A 19,069-nucleotide genomic window follows, 5' to 3' on the forward strand; every position below is an offset into this window, starting at 1 on the left:
GCCGCCGGCCGGGGGGCAGGCGGCGCAGCACGCCCATATGGACCGAATGCGGCAACCTTGGCAAGGCGGTTCAAGCCGCTGGCAATGCGCCACAAATGCGTTCTGCGGGTCGGCCGGCCTGTCCGGTCAGCGAAGCTGAAGTTCCAGATTCTGCAACCCGGGATCGTCCGGGTTGCGGGCGAGAGCATCGGCCAGTGTCTCGCGTGCGGCGTCCTCGTCGCCGGTCGCCGCTTCGAGGCGGACGATCATCGACCACGCCTGCACCATCTGCGGATCGAGTTCGACCGCTTGCCGGAATGCCGCAATCGCGCCGTCGACATTGCGCGTGGTCAGTGCAATCCCTCCCAGGGCCAGTTGCGTTTCAGGAAAATCCGCCGTCGCTCCCAGCGTCTCCTGCCATTCCGCCGTTGCGGTTTTCTGCGCCGTCGCCCAGCGGTCGGGCAGGGAGGCGACCGGGGCGCTGAGCATCTCGCGCGCCGCGGCCTGCCGGACGAGAAGCATCGGGTCCTCGAGCAGGGGCAGCAGGTTCTGCACCATGTCCTGTGGGGCGGCGCTGCGCTGAAGCGGGGCGGCGTTGGCGCGCACCATCGGGTCGGCGTCCTCCAGCAGCGGGGCAAGCCGGACCGCCAGTTCTGGCGTCGCCATCGGTTGCAGCAGTTCCAGCGCCGTCGCCCGCACGATACCGGGCAGGTCCGACAGCGCGATCCCTGCCAGCCCGTCCGCCGCCACCGGATCGCCCTGCCGGGCGGCATGGAAGGCGGTCGCGAAATGCGGGCCGCGATATTGCGAATCCGGGAATCGTTTTTCCAGCTCGGCCTGCGCCCAGTAGGGGCCTTCCTCGGCGTGGCAATCGGTGCAGGTGTTGGGCGCGCCGGTGGCGATCGACAGGTCGGGGCGCGGCACGCGGAACGAATGGTCGCGCCGCCCGTCGACACCCATGTAGGTGCGTTCGATCATATGACAGGAGGCGCATTGCGCCCCCTCGCTTCCCTGTTGGTGAAAGTGGTGTTCGGGGCTGTCATAGGCCGCCAGTCGCAGGCTCGGGAACCGGGGGTTGCCGGCGGGCGAATGGCAGGTGGTGCAGATATCGTTGCCTTCGTTGTCCGGTGCACCGGCATGCACGTTATGGCAATCGGAACAGGCGACACCCTTTTCGTACATCTTCGATTGCAGGAACGAGCCGTAGACATATACCTCGTCCCGGATCTGGCCGTCGGGATGATAGAGCGGTTCGCGCAGGGTCGAAAGCCGGTAGGCAGCATGATAGGGCGTGCCGGGCACCGGCGAGCCGCCCAGCAGCGGGCCGCGGCGCGAATGGCATCCGGCACATTGCTGTATCCCGGTCTCCGTATCTCCGGCGCGGTAAACGACGGTGAACCCGTATTCGCTCAGCCCGTCCCACGGCCAGTTTTCCGGGCGGCGTTCGTTTTCGGCCCATGTCAGATGTGCCTCGCCCGGACCATGGCATGCCTCGCAGCCGACCCCGATCTCGGAATAGGTGCTGGCGTAGGTATTGGTTTCGGGCTGGTAGTTGCGCACGTAATCGGTCGCATGGCATTCGGCGCAGCGGCTGTTCCAGGTCTTGTAGGGGCCGGTCCAGTGAAAGGCGTCCGTGGCAGGCAGATGCTCGTCGGGATACATGTGATACCATTCGTGCCGGGTGGTATCCCATGGGATATCGAAGCTCTGGAAGCGCCCGGGCACGGTTTCGACGAAATACTGCTGCAACGGCGTGATGCCGATAACGCCCGCGACCGGCCAAGGTGTAGACGCGCCATCGGGCCCGTCGCTTTCGATGAAAAAGCGGTCGCCGTCACGGCTGAAGGTTGTGGTTACACCGCGATGGGTGAAGGCGGCACCGTTGAAATCGCCCAGGATATTGTCGGCCGTGGGTTCGGTCCAGGCGAGGTCGTGGTGGGAACCCGTCCATTCGGCGGTTTCCGGCGCGTGACAGGTGGCGCAGGTTTCGCTGCCCACATAGGCCGGAATGCGGGCCGTGGGTTGCGGCGCTGGTGCCGTCGCGGTCTGGGCGTAAAGCGGCGGTGCAAGCATCAGCACAAGCGTGGTCACGCATGACAGATTTGCGTGTGTCCCCGGTTGCCGACTCGCCATGCCCGTTCCTTTCGCCGCCCTTGCCGAACATTAACCGCTTCCCGGCGCCGTTCACCAGCCCGCAGGCAGGCGATTTCGCAAAATTGCCTCGTGTCGATTGTTATTTATTTCAATACGTTGAGTTGTGACGCTGATGTAATCGCCACGCCTGCGGCGTTCCGCGCATGGCGGCAGCGCCGGGTGCGGGCAAACTGCGACGGATCCACCACCGGAGAAAGAAGATGCCAGAAACAGCCCCGCCGCCGATCCGGCAAGGCGAGACAACCCTGCCGTTCGACCCGACAGAAAGGCCGGATGCGACCATCAGCTTCATCGGCCGTATCCGCAGCCCATGGACCGAGCAGGCGCAATGCCCGCGCAACATCGCGGGCGCGCGCCGGTCGGGGCAGGGCGCGCGGATCGAGCTTGCGCCGGGCTACGAGGCCGGGCTGGCTGGTTTGTCTGTCGGACAGCCCGTCATGCTGCTGTACTGGATGGACCGGGCGCATCGCAACCTGATCGTCCAGATGCCGGGGCATGCGGACGGGCCGCGCGGCACCTTTGCGCTCAGATCACCCAACCGGCCCAATCCGGTGGCAATGTCCTGCGTGACGATCACCGCGATCAGGCAGCAGGACGGCATTGTCGAGATCGACGCGATCGACTGTCTCGACGGAACGCCGCTTGTCGACCTGAAGCCCTGGAAGGAAACGATCGACACGCCGGACAGCGCATGAGGCATGGTCTTCCGGCATTTCGCAGATGATGCCGAAAAGACTCACCCGATGCGCGAAACGCTGCCTGCCGCACGCTGCCGCTTGAACGGCTTTGCATTCGCGCTAGCGTGGCCTGACAAATATGGCCCGGCATAACAAGGGCTTGAGAGGCAGGTATGATCGAGTTCAGACAGCCGGCGCGAAAGCCGGCGACACGGGTGATTCCACGCAACCTGACGATGACGTTCCGGGCGGACAGCGTGGTTCGCACCGGTGCAGGCGAGTGTTGCGCCGCCCATCTGCGCCCCGGCGAGCGTGTGCTTTCGGGCACCGATGCCGGGCTTTGCGTCCATTCCATCACCCTGGGCGAACCGGCGACGGACGACGGAAAGAGACTGGTGCGCGTGGTCATGGGGCAGGCGGCGCCGGACAGGGCAGCAGCCCTTTTGCCGGTAGCCGCGCGCGTCTCGCCTGAGGACGGGCGCCTGCGTTTCGGCTGATCGTCCGATCCGTGCGAGAAGGAGGGCGGCCGTCCGGGCCGCCTGACCGCTTGCGCGCCGCGGGGACGGGTGCCCTGCTCGCCGCCCGTCCCCGTGCAGGATCATCCGCGCATCCGCGTTCCGTCCGCGTCGAACAGCGGCCGGGTATAGAGCGTCGCCGGGCGCATTTCGCCGAGGATTTCGATCTCGACCTCCAGCCCCTCGGCAATGCGGCCAACCGGAAGGAAACCAATGGCGACCGACTTTCCGGCCCAGTGCGAATAACCGCCCGAGGTGCAGAAACCGGCCACCGCGCCGTCCAGCCAGATGGGTTCGTAGGCGACGACATCGGCATCCAGCGCATCGACGACGAAGGTGCAGAGCCTGCGCTTCGGGCCCGCGTCGCGCTCGGCCACGGCCGCCGCGCGACCGATGAAATCCGCGTTCTTCTTCCATGCGATGAACCGGTCGAGCCCGGTTTCGCCCGGCGTATAATCAGGCGAGAACTCGCGCAGCCACGACCCGAACCCCTTATCGAGCCGGAGCGACATCATTGCGCGCATCCCGAAGGGTTGCAGCCCCAGATCGGCACCGGCCTGTGACAGGACATGCCACAGGTGGCGCTGGCTTATCGGATCGGTGAAAATCTCGTAGCCCAGATCGCCGGTGTAGCTGACACGCTGCACGATGGTATCGGCCATGCCAACCGTCATGCGCCGCACATCCATGAAGCGGAACGCTTCGGCGCCGACATCGGCGCGGGTCACGCGGGCCAGCAACTCGCGTGCCTGCGGGCCGGCAATCTGAAAGCCGGTGCGGCGGTCCGAGATATTCTCGACCCGCACATCGTCGCCAGGGTCCAGGTTCATCCGGAACCAGCGCAGGTGATAATCCTGGCTGCCGTAGGAGGCGGTAAGCTGGAACGTCTCGTCATCGAGGCAGGAAACGGTGAAATCGCCGATCAGCCGGCCCGAGGGTTCGAGCATCGGCGTCAGCGACAGCCGGCCCGGTTGCGGGATGCGGCCGGCCATGATCCGGTCGAGCCATGTCCGCGCACCGGACCCGGTGACGGAAAACTTGCCGAAATTGTGCACCTCGTTGATGCCGACGCGCTCGCGCACGCCAAGAACCTCGCGCCTGGTTGCCTCCCACGCGTTCGAGCGCCGGAAGCTCGGCGTCTCGTAGGTTGGATCGCCGGGCAGGGCAAAGTAGTTTACCACCTCCAGCCCGTATTGCTGCCCGAAGACGGCGTTCATGCCCTGCCAGATGTCGTACATCGGTGTGGTGCGGAATGGGCGAGCGGCGGGTTTTTCCTCGTTGGGGAAGGATACCGAAAAGCGGCTGCGATAGTTCTCGATCACCTTGGGAACGGTATATCCGGGGGTGGTCCACTTGCCGTAGCGTGCCACGTCGAGGGCAAAGGCGTTCCGTTCGGGCTGCCCCTCGATCATCCATTGCGCCAGCGTCAGCCCAACCCCGCCACCCTGCGAAAAGCCCGCCATCACCGCGCAGGCCGACCAGTAGTTGCGCAGCCCCGGCACCGGCCCGACCAGCGGGTTGCCATCGGGGGCAAAGGTGAACGGCCCGTGGATCACCGATTTGACCCCGGCGGTTTCCAGAACCGGGAAGCGGCGATAGGCGAAGGCGATGGAATCCTCGATTTTCTCGAAGGCATCGTTCAGCAATTCGTGGCCGAAGCTCCACGGCGTTCCGTCCACCGCCCATGGCTCGCAAGGCTGCTCGTAGAACCCGATGCAGAGCCCGCGCCCCTCCTGCCGGAGATAGCTTTCGCCACCCGGATCCATGATATGCGGGAACTCGGTGCTGCGGTTCATGATCTCGGGAATGTCGTCGGTGACGATGTACTGATGCGCCATCGGCAGCAGCGGCAGATAGACACCCGCCATCGCGCCGACCTCGCGTGCCCAGAGCCCGGCCGCGTTGACCACATGCTCGGCGTGGATGGTGCCCTTGTCGGTCACCACCTCCCAGCTTCCGTCGGGGCGCGGGTTCAGTTCGCGCACCATGCAATGGGTCTCGACCTCGGCCCCGGCCATGCGCGCCGCTTTTGCATAGGCATGGGTCGTGCCGTAGGGGTCGAGGTGCCCGTCGAGCGGATCGTAAAGCCCGCCGATGATGCCCTCGATATTGACCAGTTCCGCCATCGCCCTGATTTCGGACGGCGACAGGATCTCGGTATCCAGCCCCATGTAGCGGTGCTTGGCGCGCTCGGCCTTGAGCATGTCGAACCGTTCGGGCGTGTCGGCCAGCGTGATCCCGCCCACGTGATGCAGCCCGCAGGACATGCCGGTGATCCTCTCAAGCTCCCGGTAGAGCCCGATCGTGTAGCCCTGAAGCGCGGCCATGTTGGTGTCGCCGTTCAGCGTGTGAAAGCCGCCTGCCGCGTGCCAGGTCGATCCGCTGGTAAGGTCGGAACGTTCGATCAGCATCACGTCGGACCAGCCGAGTTTGGTCAGGTGATAGAGCACCGAGCAGCCGACGACGCCGCCGCCGATGACGCAGACCTGGGTGGTGGTTTTCATTTCGTGCCTCCGAAAGTGTCAGCGCCACGGTCGCGGCGCGATGATGGCAAGGCAAGGAGATATACGACACCTTGTGTCGCATTCCGGCCTTTCACCACAATCGCTTGAGCGGATGGGTGGCGGCCGCCTCCCGCCAGCGGTCCTCAGCCGGGCCACTCGGGGCGGCGCTTTTCCAGAAACGCCGCTATGCCCTCGTCGGTATCGCGCCAAAGCATGTTTTCGGTCATGACGGCGGCGGTGTGGGCGTAGGCCGTATCCGGATCCATTTCGATCTGGTCGTAGAAGGCGCGCTTGCCGGTCCTGACCGCAGCCTGCAGCGTGCCGGCGACCAGATCGGCCAGCGCGCGCGTGCGTTCCGACAGTTCCCCGGCCGCCACCACATGGTTCACCAGCCCCACCGCCGCCGCGCGCTGCGCGTCCAGGAAATTGCCCGTTGTCAGCATTTCGAACGCGATCTTGCGTGGCACGTTGCGTGACAGCGCCACCATCGGGGTCGAACAGAATAGTCCGATGTTCACGCCGTTGACCCCAAAGCGCGTTCCTTCGGCGGCGACCGCCATGTCGCACGAGGCGACAAGCTGGCAGCCCGCCGCGGTGGCGATGCCATGCACCTCGGCGATCACCGGTTGCGGCATGCGCCGAAGCGCGGTCATCACCGCCGCGCAGCGCGTGAAAAGACCGGCGAAATAAGCCGCGCCCCGGTCCTCCGCCTGGCGTCCCGCCTGCATCTCCTTCAGGTCGTGGCCGGCACAGAATGCCTTGCCGGCACCACGCAGGATCACCACCCGGATCGTCCGGTCGGCGGACAGTTCCGCTATCCGGGTGTCGAGTGCCGCGAGCATGGCGTCTGACAGGGCGTTCAGCGCGGCGGGCCGGTTGAGTGTCAGTTCCGCAACGTAGCCGCGATCCGCGCGCAGCAAAATCTCGCCGTTCATCCGATCCTCCCGTAGTTTTATCCAGACTAACGGCTACGGGAAGAAGGAAAAGCGCGAATGACCGATGGGCTGAAGATGGACATGGCCGGCCTCGATACCTTCATGGCGGACGAGTTTCCGCAGGTTGCGGGCAATTTCGCCATCGAGCGGGTCGACGGGCGGGGGCTCTGCCTGCGCCTGAAGGTCGACGAGATGCACCTGCGTCCGGGCGGCACGGTGTCGGGGCCGTCGATCTTCGCGCTGGCCGATTGCGCGGTCTACCTCGCCATTCTGGCGCGGATCGGGCCGGTGGCGCTGGCCGTCACGACCAGTTGCTCGATCGACTTCATGCGCAAGCCCGCCGCCGGACGCGACCTGCTGTGTGAAACCAGACTGCTCAAGCTCGGCCGGGTCCTGGCAGTGGGCGATGCGCTGATCTATTCCGAAGGGCAGCCCGAGCCGGTCGCGCGTGCCACGCTGACCTATTCCATACCGCCGCGCGGGAAGTGACATTATGGGTGATTTTTGGGGTAATATGATACCATAATTATAACAGACTGATATCACGAAGTAAATTTGGGCAGGCCGTGGTTGACTGCGGCATGAAAATCCTTAGAACCGCGCCATCCGACACATCGGGCGTTCACTTGGCGCCGGCCGGCCGGCCGGGGCATATCGGGATGTCCGAAACAGCAAGAGCACTGGAATGAAGACCTACACCGCTACTCCGGCGGAGATCGAAAAGAAGTGGATCCTGATCGATGCCGAAGGCGTCGTTCTGGGCCGGCTCGCCTCGATCATCGCCAACCGGCTGCGTGGCAAGCACAAGGCCACCTTCACCCCGCATATGGACATGGGCGACAATGTCATCGTGATCAACGCCGAGAAGGTGCAGATCACCGGCAACAAGCGCGCCAAGCCGAACTACTGGCATACCGGCCATCCGGGCGGCATCAAATCGCGCACGACCGGCCAGATCCTGGAAGGTGCCTATCCCGAGCGCGTGGTGACGCAGGCGGTCAAGCGCATGCTGCCGGGCAACCGGCTCAGCCGCCAGCAAATGACCAACCTGCGCGTCTATGCCGGGACCGAGCATCCGCACGAGGCGCAGCAGCCCGAAGTGCTGGATGTGAAATCCATGAACAAGAAGAACACGCGGAGCTGAGCCCCATGGTCCAAGAAGTCAAAACCCTGGCCGAGCTGGATATTGTGGCCGATGGCGTTGTGCAGTCCGCCGAAGTCCTGGTCGAGGCCGAGGCCCCTCGTGCGCCCCAGCGCGATGCACTGGGTCGTTCCTATGCCACCGGCAAGCGGAAGGATGCGGTTGCCCGTGTCTGGATCAAGCCGGGCACCGGCAAGGTCACCGTCAACGACCGCGACATCGCCGTCTATTTTGCCCGCCCGGTGCAGCAGCTGATCCTCAACCAGCCGTTCCAGATTGCCGGCGTCGAGGGCGAGTTCGACGTGGTTGCCACCGTCAAGGGCGGCGGGCTTTCGGGGCAGGCCGGCGCGGTCCGCCACGGCATCTCGAAGGCGCTTCAGCTTTACGATCCGAACCTGCGCGCGGCGCTCAAGGCCGCCGGTTTCCTGACCCGCGACTCCCGCGTGGTGGAACGCAAGAAGTTCGGCCGCCGCAAGGCCCGCCGCAGCTTCCAGTTCTCGAAACGCTGAGGCAAGGCGAATCACTACCTGCAACGGGGTCGCATTTGCGGCCCCGTTTTCGAATCTTCAACCCCGGGTGGAATTGACCGCAAGGCATACGCGTATTGAATTCATTACCTTGATCGCGGCGTGGCTGAATGGGAAATGCAGACCACAATCGAAAGTTGTCGCGAGGTGTTTCAATTTCCGCAAAAGGCGCCGATTATTTTATCAAATAGTTAATGCAGCCTTTGACCAGAGCTGATTTTGAGTTATCCAAAACAATATCCCGGCGTCAGGTTTCGGCCCGGGCAGTAACGAGAGAACGGTTGGTAAACATGAACAAAACACTTTTCAAAACTCTTGCCTTTACGGTGCTGGCTGCGGGGATTTCGACCTCGGCGTCGGCCCTGACCCTGAACACCAGCTATAATGTGAGCGAGAACTTTGCCCGCGTGACGGTCGGTTCTCCGGCCTACAACGGCTATGCCGGTGCCTTCAACGTGACCACCTCGGAAGCCGCGCCGCTGGATTCCTTCGTGGCCTGGTGCCTGGATATCGGCACCACCATCAAGTCGTCCTACGAGTATATCGTCAAATCTATCGACGACGATATCTTCACCAACGGCGGCTCGGCGGTTTCGCTGGACGACACGCAGAAGTCGGCCATCCAGAACCTGTTCAACACCGCCTATAACGGGCTCGATACACTGGACAAGGTTCAGGCCGGTGGCTTCCAGCTTGCCCTGTGGGAGATCGCCTACGAAACGAGCGGTACCTTCTCGCTTTCGGACGGCAGCTTCACCGAGACCAACACGGCCGGCGCCGCCGCCCGCGCGCAGGCCAATACCTTCCTTGCCGGCCTGGCGGGGGGCTGGACGGGCACCTATGATCTGGCGTTCTTCGAAGCTGCGGAAACCGCGGGCGGACATGGCTCGCAAAACCTCGTCGGCGGTTTCGAGGCAGCGCCGGTTCCGCTTCCCGCTGCGGCCTGGCTGCTTCTGGCCGGCATGGGCGCGCTTGGTGTCGCCGGTCGCCGCAAGGCCTCCTGATCCGACCAGAGATCAACGCAAAAGGGCCGCAATCGCGGCCCTTTTTTATATCCTGATTCGGAAAATTACCGGAATCCCTCGGGGAGCATCCGGAATTGAAGTGGGCATCTCATCCAATGGTCGATGGGTAGAGTGAAAATACAATCTTCGGTTGAATTCCAATAGCTATACGGCATGGGTTTATTGCGAGCGCGCGCGATTGCTTAAGATACCGCTGGCCTCCGGGATGAGAAGCCGTTATCGTTATCATGTTTCTGAATGGCGCGCCGGAACTTTCTTCATCCCCGGAATGCCGCGCCGCAGGTGTAATAACTGGGTGAGGTTGCTTGATGAAGAATTTCCTAATTTCAACAGCCGTCATTGCGGCTGCCATGACTGCCAGCGCCGCATCGGCGTTAACGGTATCGTTTTCTCTGGACGATGCGCGCGGCAGCGTCCCGATGCCGACAAACGTCACTCTCGAAGATGTGGCGGGTGGCGTAAAGTTCAGCTACGCGGTCGATTCCTCGGTCGTCGAGGGAGACGTCGTGGCAGTCTATTTCAATCTGCTGGGCGATTTACCGCTGTCCTACAGCTTTGAAGAGCTTGCCCCGGACGATTCCTTCATCACCGCGCAGGCCACCAACACAAGCAACGTTCAGGCCGGCAATATCGGCGAGGTGTTCGATTTTGGCCTGGCGATCGGAACGACCGGCCTGAAGGGCGGCAGCGACCAGTATCTGTCGTTCTCGTTCACCATGTTTGCCAGCGATCTGGACGTGACGGACTTTTATGGCCAGACCTTCGCCGCGCGCGGCCAGTCGATCGGTCAGAATGGCGATTCCGCAAAGCAGTTTGGCGTTGCGCCCACCGCCCCCGGCGGCCCTTCGTCGGAAGTGCCGTTGCCGGCCGCCGGCTGGCTGCTGGTTTCCGGGATGGGCGGACTCGTCGCACTCGGCCGTCGGCGCAAGTCTCTCTGACGAGAGAATTATCGTTTTCCGGAAAAAGGGCCCCCCTCGGGGCCCTTTGTCATGCCGGCGGGGAAGGGGCGAACAGCGTCATTTCCCGATCCACCAGACATCAGGCTGAAACCCGGCCCAGTCGCCGTAGATCGAAATCGTTGCCGGGTATTTCAGTTCCGCCTTGTGGGCGATTCTCCCGCTGGGCGAAAACCAGATCGGAATCACGTAGCGGCCTGTCGTCAGAACGCGGTCGAGCGCCTTTACCGCCGCAACGAAGTCCTCCTCGCTTTTCGCGTTGAGCATTTCGCCGATCATGGCTTCGGCGGCGGGGCTGGACATTCCCATCCAGTTCATCGTTCCGGGCTCGCTCACCCCGTCGGCGCCCCAATAGAGGTATTGTTCGTTACCGGGGCTCAGCGACATGGTGCGCAGGTAGAAGGTCATGTCGAAATCGTAGGTCTGGGTGCGCTGCTGATACTGGGCAGGCTCGACGGTGACGATATTGGCGACAACGCCGATACGTTTCAGTTGTTCGGCGTACAGTTCGGCGATGCTGCCGACATGCAGGTTGTAGGGATCGCTCGAACGCAGCAGGATATCGAATTCCAGCGGCCTGCCGGCCCTGTCGCGCATCACCCCGTCCTGCACCGTCCAGCCGGCATCGGCGAGGGTCCTGAGTGCGATGCGCGTGTTGCGCCGGTTCGAGGCCGACCCGTCCGAGACGGGCAGCGAATAGCCGTCGAGCGCCCCGGGCAGCAGATCGCCGGCGAAGGGTTCGAGAAGATCGCGCACCTTGCCCTCTGCCGGACCGTGCGACATGCCAAGCACGGAGTTGGAGAAATACGATGTGATTCTGGGCTCTTCCCCGCCGTTTATTGCGTTGTTGATGAATTCGAAGTTGAAGGCGTGAATCAGCGTGTCGCGCACCCGCCAGTCGTCGAACGGGGCGCGGCGGGTGTTCATGACAAACCCGCGAATACCCGAGGGGCGCTGGTTGGGGATCTCGGACAGCACCACGGCGCCGGAACGGACGGCGGGAAAGTCGTAGGCCGTCTTCCATTTGTTGAGGTTCAACTCGCGGTTGGACGAGATTGCGCCGGCGCGGAACGCCTCGAACGCGACCTCGCCGTCGCCGTACCATTCGTAGCGGATCTCGTCGATGTTCTGTTGACCGCGGTTGAAGGGCAGGTCCTTGCCCCACCAGTCCGGGTCCTTCTTCAGGACCGCGTGGCGGCCGGCCTCGAAACCGGTGAGCACATAGGGGCCGCTGCCGACAGGGGGCTCCAGCGACGATTCGTCGAACGGCCGGTCGTCATATTCCGCTTTCTTCAGGATCGGCCTGAGGCCCAGGATCAGCGGCAGTTCGCGGTCCACCGTATTGAAGGTGAAGCGTACCGTGCGCGGCCCCACTGCCTCGGCGCTGGCGATCTTTTCCCAGGCGCCACGATAGCGCGGGTGGCCCAGCGTTCCGAGCGTTTCCATCGACCAGAGCACGTCCTCGACCGTCACCGGGCTGCCATCCGAGAACCGGGCTTCGGAGCGCAGGGTAAATTCGACCCATTCCCGATTCGGTCCGGTCTCGACCGATTCGGCCAGAAGCCCGTAAAGCGAGAACGGTTCGGCCCAGTTCCGCCCCATAAGGGACTCGAACCCATAGGCGCCCAGACCATAGACCGAAGTGCCCTTGAGAATGAACGGATTGAGGCTGTCGAAACCGCCGACCTCGGACAGAACGATTCGTCCGCCTTTCGGAGCATCCGGATTGACATAGGGCAGGGACACAAAATCCGGTGGAAGCGCCGGTTCGCCATACATAGCTATGCCATGCGTTGGTTCTGCCATCGCGCTCCCGGCGCCCATCATCAGCGCAAGTGTCGCAATCCGGCCACGGCCACGACCCAACAGAATCCGCAGCATTTTCTGCTTATCCCCACTCTGCCCTTGTATTGTTGGGCGCGAGCGTAGCCCCGCAAGTCAAGCTTTTCAAACTTTTAACTTGGCGTTCGGCGTTCGTTTGCGTATAACACTACTACTGCTCGATAGGTTTCTTGCCTGTATGAAACCTGCCTCAATGACTTAACGCCCGCCTTGTGCGGGCGTTTTTTTGTCCGGCTTCCCGATGTTCGGAACGGACTTCGCCGCGCAGCCCCCCCCGCGTCAAATCGCGGAAGATTCGGTCATCGCTGCGGGTTCATTCTGCGCGTGCAGCATGTATGCTGCGCCGGAAATGGCACGACAGGAGGACGAACATGTCGCTGAAGGGGAAGACGGCCGTGATCACCGGGTCGAACTCGGGTATCGGGCTTGGGGTTGCATGGGAACTGGCCCGTGCCGGCGCGGATGTGGTGCTCAACTCGTTCACTGACAGGGACGAGGATCACGAGCTTGCCGCCGTCATCGGGCGCGAGACGGGCACCCAGGCACGCTATGTCAAGGCGGACATGTCGATCGGCCGGGAATGCCGCGACCTGATCGCGAAAGCCGGGAAATGCGATATCCTCGTCAACAACGCCGGTATCCAGTATGTCTCGCCGATCGACGAATTCCCCGAGGACAGGTGGAACGCGATCATTGCCATCAACCTGAACTCCGCCTTCCACACCACAGCGACGGCGCTGCCGATGATGCGGGCGGCGGGATGGGGCAGGCTGGTCAACATCGCCTCGGCGCACGGGCTGACGGCTTCGCCCTACAAGGCGGCCTATGTCGCTGCCAAGCATGGCATCGTCGGCATGACCAAGGTCGTTGCGCTGGAAACGGCGCAGGAGCCGATCACCGCCAACGCCATATGCCCGGGATACGTGCTGACCCCGCTGGTCGAGGCGCAGATCCCCGACACGATGAAGGAATACGACATGAGCCGCGAGGACGTGATCCGAAAGGTCATGCTCGAACGGCAGCCGTCCAAGGAATTCGCCACTGTCGAACAGTTGGGCGGTACCTGTGTCTTCCTCTGCTCGCCCGCCGCCGACCAGATCACCGGCACGACGATCAGCGTGGACGGTGGCTGGACCTCGCTCTGAGGCACACGCAAATGCGCGCGAGCCTGCGGCATGCAATTGTCGCAGGCGGTGAAGGAGCGGCTCTTGGCACTTAAACGCATCAATCTGGCGCTTCAGGGCGGCGGCGTCCATGGCGCCTTTACCTGGGGCGTGCTCGACCGCATTCTCGAAGACGACGACATCGAGATCGCCGCGATTTCCGGCACCTCGGCCGGTGCGCTGAACGGCGCCGCGCTGAAGGCCGGTCTGATGGCGGACGGGCGCGCCAACCCTGACAGGATGAACAACGTCTTGTTGCACATGATCGACGATGCCGAGTTGATGAACGACCTTGGGGTGGCAACCAAGCTGGTGCCATCGGCGCTGGTCCTGTCGCGGCTGAAAACGGCGGGCAGGGCTGCGGCGCACAGCTTCCTTGCCCGGCACAAGCGCGACCTCAACAGGCGCGACACGCTGGATCTGGACCGGCTGTTCGGCTGAGGCCGTTCAGGCCCGCCCTCCGGCGTCCTTTCGTTCCACCGGCAGCGGAATGGCATCGGCGGCGGGCTTTTCACCGTCCTTGCGGTCGGCGGGATAGACGAGGCCGGCGGAAATGACGAGCTTGGCGGCGTTCTCGACGCTCATGTCGAGATAGATAAGATCGCTTTCAGCAACGAAAAGCAGAAAGCCCGAGGTCGGATTCGGCGTTGTCGGCAGGAAGACCGACATGATCCGCTCGTTGCGGGGAATGTTCCGCGAAACCTCCCCCTTGGCGCTGGTCGAGACGAAGGCGATCGCCCACAGCCCCTCGCGCGGGTATTCGATCAGGCAGGCCTTGTCGAACTTGCTTTCCGTCTGGGCAAAGACCGTTTCGGCGATCTGTTTCACGCCGCTGTAGATCGAGCGGACAATCGGCATCCGGTCGACCAGCCCCTCGGCCCAGCCGATCAGCGAACGGCCGATCACGCCCTTGGCGATCCAGCCGACAAGGACGGTGAAGAACAGGAAAAAGAACACGCCCATGCCGCGGACGTTGATCGTCGTGTCCTCACCGAAGACGCGCCTGAAGAATGTATCGGGCTGATAGGCGCTCGGCACCAGCGGCAGCACAAAGGCATCCACCCATCCCACCACGGTCCAGATCAGCCAGACGGTCAGCCCGACCGGCGCGATCACCACCAGACCGGTCAGAAAGGACGAGCGCAGATTGGCAAACAGGCCCGACCGCTTTCGCGGCAGGTGAATATCTTCCTGTCCGTTGTTCTCGGGCATGATGGGGCGCTACCAACTCGTTCCAGATGATAGCTAGGTGGCCGGATCATCCATGGCAAGCGTTAACGCCGGCAATTCGTTCAAATCAGCGCGCCCTGGCGATTTCATCAGCAATTTCAGCCGCCAATCGCGCATTATTCAGTACCAGTGCGATGTTTGCGTCGAGCGATCTTCCCCCGGTCAGTTCGAAGATGCGTTGCAGCAGAAAGGGTGTCACGGCCTTGGCCGCGATGTTCCGCGCCTCCGCCTCGGCCTGCGCCTGCGCGATGACCGGCGCCAGAACCCCGGTGGGAATTTCATCGGCCACAGGTATCGGGTTGGCGACCAGTTGTCCGCCCGCCAGCCCGAGTTCCCGCCGCATCCGATGCGAGGCGGCAATTTCGGCGGCGGTCTCCATGCGCAACGGCGCGGGCAGCCGCGAGTCGCGCGACCAGAAGGCGGGCAGGGTGTCCTGCCCGAAAGCGATGACCGGCACGCCGAGCGTTTCCAGTACCTCGAACGTCTTCGGCAGATCGAGGATCGCCTTGGCGCCGGCGGCGACAACCGTGACCGGGGTGCGCGCAAGCTCGTGAAGATCGGCCGAAATGTCGAAACTTGCCTCGGCTCCCCTGTGCACACCGCCGATGCCGCCGGTGGCAAAGACCGGTATGTCGGCCAGATGTGCCGCGATCATCGTCGCGGCAACCGTCGTCGCGCCGTTGCCACCGCGTGCCATGCACACGGCAAGGTCTGCCCGGCTGAGCTTGGCGACATCCCCGGCCCGGGCGAGCCTGTCGAGCTGGGCAGCTTCGAGCCCCACGTGCAGCGTGCCCCCCAGCACCGCAATTGTCGCGGGCACCGCCCCGGCGCTCCGCACTGCCGCCTCGACCCGCCGCGCCGTTTCGATATTCTGCGGGTGGGGCATGCCATGGGTGATGATGGTGCTTTCCAGCGCCACGATCGGCGCGGCGTTGGCGCGCGCCGCGGCAACCTCGCTGGAATAGGCTATGGACAGGTTCACGTCAGGTCTCCGAAACATAGGCCGCTGTTGTGTGCAGCGCGCATTCAAGGGCCGCCTGACCGGCAAGCCCGCGCATCTCGGCCGCGATATGGGCCGCCATGAAGGTATCGCCGGCGCCCGTCACACGGGTGACGACCACCTGCGGCGGGTGCCCGACCCGCAGCCCGCCGGGGCCGGATTCGGCCATAGGCGCGGCGCCGTCGGTCACCAGAGCGCGCCGCGCACCCAGGGCGCGCATCCCTTCGGCCGCGGCCTGAGCGTTTTCGAATTTCCTGTCGCAGATCAGCCCGGCCTCGATGCGGTTGACATAGAGCGTGGCGCCGGGGTGACGCAGCAGCGGCACAAGCCGGGAGGCCTTGCCCGGCGAGGCGGGCGCGATGCGCAGATCGGCATTCGAAAACAATGTGTTGCCGGCGATATCTGACAGAAGTCTTTCCGTCAGGTTGCCATCCAGCGCAATGACGCCCGGGTATGGGGCATCGGGTGTGCCTAGCCGCCCATCGCGCAGCGGTTCAAGTATGCTGTCGCCGGCGCGTTCCAGTGAATGGGCGTCGGCAATCGCCGCGATCAGCCCGTTTTCGGCCTCGATTGCCATGTACTGATCGGTCGGCAGGTCGTCCGACCAGGTCACGTGTTCGGTGAGCATGCCCATCGCCCCGGCGGCCCCGGCCAGTTCCCGCCCGGCGGGGTCGCGCCCCAGCAGCGTCAGCAGGGCCGGCCGCAGTCCTTCGCGCACCAGCGCCATGGCGATATTCATCGCAACCCCGCCGGGCAGGCGGGTGATCCGGCCTGGAACATCGTGCCCGACCGCCATCGAACGGGGCGTGCGCCCGATCACGTCCCAGAGAACGGAACCGATGCAGAGAATATCGGGGGCGGTATTCATGCGCCTTTCTTGCTCGGCATCACAGGGCTGGCAAGCCCCAACCGCCGCCGCCCGGATTTCACCCCGAGGGCTTGCAATGATCCGCCCGCCGGTGTAAGCGCGCCACACTTCACAGGCGGGGCCTGGGCCATCGGGGGAGACATCCCCGTTCGGTCCGCCGGTTGGGAGAGATCCCTGAATGACCCTGCCGAGGACGCGAAACCGGAAAGGACAAAGACATGGCGCTTCCTGAATTCTCCAGTCGCCAGCTCTTGGAAGCTGGCGTTCACTTCGGCCACCAGACGCAGCGGTGGAACCCCCGCATGGCCGAATACATCTATGGCGATCGTAACGGTATCCACATCATCGACCTGACGCAGACCGTGCCGATGCTCGACGCCGCGCTCAACGCGGTGCGCGAGACCGTGGCCAAGGGCGGGCGTATCCTGTTCGTCGGCACCAAGCGGCAGGCGCAGAAGCCGATTGCCGACGCCGCCGAACGCTGCGCGCAATATTACATGAACCACCGCTGGCTGGGCGGAACGCTGACCAACTGGAAAACCGTTTCGCAATCCATCGGCCGCCTTCGGTCGATCGACGAGACGATGGCGATGGGCGCCGAAGGGCTGACCAAGAAAGAGCGCCTGCACATGGAGCGCGACCAGCAGAAGCTGCAAGCCAGCCTTGGCGGTATCCGCGAGATGGGCGGCCTGCCGGACCTGCTGTTCGTGATCGACGTCAACAAGGAAGACCTGGCCATCGCCGAAGCCCGCAAACTCGGCATCCCGGTTGTCGCCGTTGTCGATACCAACGCCTCGCCCGAGGGTGTGGATTATGTGGTCCCAGGCAATGACGATGCCGCCCGTGCCATCGCGCTTTATTGCGATCTCGTCTCGCGAGCGGCGCTCGACGGCATGTCGGCCCAGATGGATGCCGCCGGTATCGATGTCGGCGCGATGGAAGACGGCCTGACCGAAGAGGGACTCGAAATCGCCCCCGAAGAGGCCGAAACCCCGGCTGAAGCCTGATATCCTGCGGGTGTTTCGGCACCCGTCATCGAATTGACACAGGCGGCGGGCGCTGGCCTGCCGCATCGGGACCCCAATCGAGGAGAGCCAAGATGGCTATCACCGCGAAACTGGTGAAAGAACTGCGCGACATGACCGGCGCGGGCATGATGGATGCCAAGACGGCACTGACCGAGGTGAACGGCGACATGGATGCCGCCGTCGACTGGCTGCGCACCAAGGGCCTGGCCAAGGCCGCCAAGAAATCGGGCCGGACCGCTGCCGAAGGGCTTGTCGGCGTCAGGGTCGAAGGGGGCAGGGGTGTCGTCGTCGAGGTCAATTCCGAGACCGACTTCGTTGCCAAGAATGCCGAGTTTCAGGACATGGTGCGCGCGATCGCCGATGCAGCGATGAACGCCAGCGATCTGGAGGCGCTGATGCAGGCCGATCTCGGCGGCAAGACCGTCGAGCAGGTCGTGACCGACAAGATCGCCACCATCGGCGAGAACATGACCGTACGCCGCATGGCCAGGGTCGAGGGTGAAACCGTGGTTTCCTATGTCCACAACGCCGTTTCCCCCGGACTGGGCAGGATCGGCGTTCTGGTGGCGATGAACGGCGGCAGCGAGGAGTTCGGCAAGCAGGTTGCGATGCATATCGCCGCCGTCAGCCCGGCGTCGCTGTCCGAGGCCGATCTCGACCCGGCGATCGTCGAGCACGAGCGTCAGGTCCAGATCGACATCGCCCGCGAATCCGGCAAGCCGGAGCAGGTGATCGAAAAGATGATCGAAGGCCGGATGAAGAAATTCATGGCCGAGGTCACGCTGCTTGGGCAGAACTTCGTCATCAACCCCGATCTGACGGTCGGCGCGGCCGCCGGTGAAGCCGGTGCCGAGATCCTTGCCTTCGTCCGCATGGAGGTCGGGCAGGGAATCGAGAAGAAGCAGGAGGATTTCGCCGCCGAGATCGCCAAGGCGGTTCAGGGCTGAGACACGCCCGGTCGACCATCGACCGGCAACGACAACGCCGCCTCTCGGGGCGGCGTTTTTCATATCGGGGTACCTGCGCAAACGGCACATATGGCCCGAAAACGGAAAGGCGGCACAGTCACGGGTAGACTGTGCCGCCTGATCCAATTGGGACCGGCGGTCAAAGGGGATGCCACCGCTGGCCCTGGATGGTGCCGACCCGAAAGATGGAAAATGCATCCTCGGGCCGACGTTCCGGTTTCCCGGTGCGAACCACCTTTGCTCTCAATCCAGAGCCTCCGGCGATCCGCTGTTCCTTGGCTAATTGCCACCACTCACGGAACAAGTAGAAGATGCCAATTCAGGACGATTTTAGAAAGTCCGGAATCCCTGACCGTGGAACCTTCCGCGCGCGCTGCTGACGCCGGCGCTTCGCGGCGTACCGCCTCGATGGCGCGCAGCGCACGCGGGGCGGCTCAGTCCTCGACGATGAATATCTGATTGAGAAACGAAGCCTTCAGAACGGCTTGCGCGGTGGTCATCACGTCCAGCGCCTCGCGCGCAAGGCGCAGATGCTTCTCGATCGTCGCGGGGGTCAG

At 63.8% G+C, this 19,069-nt stretch carries 17 protein-coding genes and 2 pseudogenes; 11 read left to right on the top strand and 8 right to left on the bottom strand.

Going from position 1 to position 19,069, the window contains the following annotated elements:
• Positions 1–126: 126 nt before the first annotated feature.
• Positions 127–2,070, bottom strand: coding sequence for a tetratricopeptide repeat protein (locus ACK5IR_RS02445; RefSeq protein ID WP_416925551.1), 1,944 nt, complete (start codon positions 2,068–2,070; stop codon positions 127–129).
• Between the two features lie 263 nt (positions 2,071–2,333).
• On the opposite strand from ACK5IR_RS02445, the gene tsaA reads away from it, so the two are divergent.
• Together tsaA and ACK5IR_RS02455 are read left to right on the top strand one after the other, a co-directional pair.
• The gene (gene tsaA / locus ACK5IR_RS02450) at positions 2,334–2,828 is read left to right on the top strand and encodes a tRNA (N6-threonylcarbamoyladenosine(37)-N6)-methyltransferase TrmO (protein ID WP_416925553.1); all 495 of its coding nucleotides are present in this window, start codon (positions 2,334–2,336) and stop codon (positions 2,826–2,828) included.
• A gap of 155 nt (positions 2,829–2,983) precedes the next feature.
• On the top strand, positions 2,984–3,307 hold the full coding sequence (locus ACK5IR_RS02455; RefSeq protein WP_416925555.1) for a hypothetical protein: 324 nt from the start codon (positions 2,984–2,986) through the stop codon (positions 3,305–3,307).
• 101 nt (positions 3,308–3,408) lie between these two features.
• On the opposite strand, the gene ACK5IR_RS02460 is transcribed toward ACK5IR_RS02455, so the two are convergent.
• Both ACK5IR_RS02460 and ACK5IR_RS02465 read right to left on the bottom strand, forming a co-directional pair.
• Positions 3,409–5,829: a GcvT family protein gene (locus tag ACK5IR_RS02460; RefSeq protein WP_416925557.1), complete on the bottom strand. Its 2,421-nt coding sequence runs from the start codon at positions 5,827–5,829 to the stop codon at positions 3,409–3,411.
• Positions 5,830–5,972: 143 nt separating this feature from the next.
• Positions 5,973–6,764, bottom strand: coding sequence for an enoyl-CoA hydratase (locus tag ACK5IR_RS02465; protein ID WP_416925559.1), 792 nt, complete (start codon positions 6,762–6,764; stop codon positions 5,973–5,975).
• Between the two features lie 57 nt (positions 6,765–6,821).
• Here ACK5IR_RS02465 and ACK5IR_RS02470 point away from each other — a divergent pair, with 57 nt between their 5' ends.
• The 5 genes from ACK5IR_RS02470 to ACK5IR_RS02490 all read left to right on the top strand — a co-directional run bounded on the left by ACK5IR_RS02470 (position 6,822) and on the right by ACK5IR_RS02490 (position 10,395).
• Complete coding sequence (locus ACK5IR_RS02470) at positions 6,822–7,253, top strand: PaaI family thioesterase (RefSeq protein ID WP_416925561.1); 432 nt, start codon at positions 6,822–6,824, stop codon at positions 7,251–7,253.
• 196 nt (positions 7,254–7,449) lie between these two features.
• Positions 7,450–7,908: a 50S ribosomal protein L13 gene (rplM, locus tag ACK5IR_RS02475; RefSeq protein WP_416925563.1), complete on the top strand. Its 459-nt coding sequence runs from the start codon at positions 7,450–7,452 to the stop codon at positions 7,906–7,908.
• Positions 7,909–7,913: 5 nt separating this feature from the next.
• Positions 7,914–8,414 carry a 30S ribosomal protein S9 gene (rpsI, locus tag ACK5IR_RS02480; RefSeq protein ID WP_416925565.1) on the top strand — a complete coding sequence of 167 codons (501 nt, stop codon included), beginning with the start codon at positions 7,914–7,916 and terminating at the stop codon, positions 8,412–8,414.
• 308 nt (positions 8,415–8,722) lie between these two features.
• Positions 8,723–9,436, top strand: a complete 714-nt coding sequence (locus ACK5IR_RS02485; RefSeq protein ID WP_416925567.1) for a VPLPA-CTERM sorting domain-containing protein — start codon at positions 8,723–8,725, stop codon at positions 9,434–9,436.
• A gap of 329 nt (positions 9,437–9,765) precedes the next feature.
• On the top strand, positions 9,766–10,395 hold the full coding sequence (locus ACK5IR_RS02490) for a VPLPA-CTERM sorting domain-containing protein (RefSeq protein ID WP_416925585.1): 630 nt from the start codon (positions 9,766–9,768) through the stop codon (positions 10,393–10,395).
• Between the two features lie 78 nt (positions 10,396–10,473).
• Here ACK5IR_RS02490 and ACK5IR_RS02495 read toward each other — a convergent pair whose 3' ends face one another.
• A complete protein-coding gene (locus ACK5IR_RS02495) occupies positions 10,474–12,294 on the bottom strand; it encodes an extracellular solute-binding protein (protein WP_416925569.1) in 1,821 nt (606 codons plus the stop codon).
• Positions 12,295–12,626: 332 nt separating this feature from the next.
• Here ACK5IR_RS02495 and ACK5IR_RS02500 point away from each other — a divergent pair, with 332 nt between their 5' ends.
• A complete protein-coding gene (locus ACK5IR_RS02500) occupies positions 12,627–13,400 on the top strand; it encodes a 3-hydroxybutyrate dehydrogenase (RefSeq protein ID WP_416925571.1) in 774 nt (257 codons plus the stop codon).
• Between the two features lie 30 nt (positions 13,401–13,430).
• A pseudogene (locus ACK5IR_RS02505) lies at positions 13,431–13,643 on the top strand (patatin-like phospholipase family protein); the annotation flags it as partial.
• 222 nt (positions 13,644–13,865) lie between these two features.
• Here the strand turns inward: ACK5IR_RS02505 and ACK5IR_RS02510 are convergent.
• From ACK5IR_RS02510 to ACK5IR_RS02520, 3 genes are all read right to left on the bottom strand, one after another.
• Positions 13,866–14,630 carry a DUF502 domain-containing protein gene (locus ACK5IR_RS02510; RefSeq protein WP_416925573.1) on the bottom strand — a complete coding sequence of 255 codons (765 nt, stop codon included), beginning with the start codon at positions 14,628–14,630 and terminating at the stop codon, positions 13,866–13,868.
• A gap of 85 nt (positions 14,631–14,715) precedes the next feature.
• Positions 14,716–15,630: a pseudouridine-5'-phosphate glycosidase gene (locus ACK5IR_RS02515; protein ID WP_416925575.1), complete on the bottom strand. Its 915-nt coding sequence runs from the start codon at positions 15,628–15,630 to the stop codon at positions 14,716–14,718.
• 1 nt (position 15,631) lies between these two features.
• Complete coding sequence (locus ACK5IR_RS02520; protein WP_416925577.1) at positions 15,632–16,516, bottom strand: PfkB family carbohydrate kinase; 885 nt, start codon at positions 16,514–16,516, stop codon at positions 15,632–15,634.
• A 218-nt stretch (positions 16,517–16,734) separates the two neighbouring features.
• Between ACK5IR_RS02520 and rpsB the strand changes: the two genes are divergently transcribed.
• On the top strand, positions 16,735–17,523 hold the full coding sequence (gene rpsB / locus ACK5IR_RS02525) for a 30S ribosomal protein S2 (protein WP_416925579.1): 789 nt from the start codon (positions 16,735–16,737) through the stop codon (positions 17,521–17,523).
• Between the two features lie 92 nt (positions 17,524–17,615).
• On the top strand, positions 17,616–18,491 hold the full coding sequence (gene tsf / locus ACK5IR_RS02530; RefSeq protein WP_416925581.1) for a translation elongation factor Ts: 876 nt from the start codon (positions 17,616–17,618) through the stop codon (positions 18,489–18,491).
• A gap of 455 nt (positions 18,492–18,946) precedes the next feature.
• On the opposite strand, the pseudogene ACK5IR_RS02535 reads toward tsf, so the two are convergent.
• Positions 18,947–19,069, bottom strand: a pseudogene (locus ACK5IR_RS02535) (LuxR family transcriptional regulator); the annotation flags it as partial.

It is taken from the genome of Tropicimonas sp. (assembly GCF_047971885.1).
Taxonomy (GTDB): Bacteria; Pseudomonadota; Alphaproteobacteria; order Rhodobacterales; family Rhodobacteraceae; genus Tropicimonas.